The 956-nt window shown below is 54.9% G+C and carries 1 protein-coding gene; it reads left to right on the top strand.

The genetic code is table 11. From position 1 onward, the window contains the following. Window positions 1-956, top strand: a 956-nt coding sequence (locus QEP12_RS16875; protein ID WP_431308112.1) for a hypothetical protein, incomplete at both ends; no start/stop codon positions are given.

Below are 956 nucleotides of genomic sequence, written 5' to 3'. Positions count from 1 at the left end.
TCGTTCTATGCGGGCTTTTTGTTGCTGCTTCTCTGGGTAGCCTTCAAGTAGCTCATGCTTTTGAGCAGGCCACGCCCCCCGCTGGCTGGTCTGCTGGTGGTGGCCCCGGTGGTTCTGTCACTGGTACAAAAGCAGTTAATGCAATGTTCGCCAATGGTGGCGTCACTTCCAATGCATCTATTCGCGCTAGTGGTCGTTTGGTGACTATGCCCGCGCTGATGAAGTACACGGCCAACGCCCCGCGCGTCGCTGCCGCCGCCATCATGCTGCACCCCGGCATCCGCACCGCAGCTTCCATCGCTGGCTGGCTCGGCCTTGCTGCCCTTTTTTATGACGAAGCCTCAGGGCTTTGGCAATCACCAAATTCTGAGGGCTACCCTCAATCTACCGGCCAAGAATATTCAGTTGACTCCATAGGAACTTGGCATTTAACCGTTTTAGATGCTTGCAATTCTGCGTACATTTACAACTACGACTACAAGAATATCGTCGCTGATGGCAGCGGTTGCTATGTCGACTTGTATTACAAAACTGGTGGTTTCGTTGCTCGTGCTCGAACCTCGGTTTCCTCTAGAAATTCGTCCTGCCCTTCTGGTTGGTATGTAACCCCTGCTGGTTGTGTACAAACCCCACCGCCTAAGACTATTACTCAAGAGGAAGCCATCGAAGAGATCATCAAGCACCCAATGCCTGACGATGCTCCGAAGTACATCCCAGAGCCTTTGCCTGTGGAAATGCCGTACTTTGAACCCTTGTTCATCCCCACCGGCAACCCGGTAGCCAACCCCAAATACGACCCCAGCAAGCCCCTCTCTCCAGAAAACCAGCCCTACGTGCAGCCAGGCACAAAGGTAACTCCTGCACCAGCTCCTGGTGCGCCTTGGCAAGTGGACACAGTCCCCGTCAATCGCCCCACGCCCACGCCAGAAGGCAGCACAGAGCCATCGACGGAACCC

This window comes from Comamonas jiangduensis (assembly GCF_030162955.1).
Taxonomy (GTDB): domain Bacteria; phylum Pseudomonadota; class Gammaproteobacteria; order Burkholderiales; family Burkholderiaceae_C; genus Comamonas; species Comamonas jiangduensis.
This window is presented reverse-complemented; position numbering and strand designations above follow the sequence as displayed.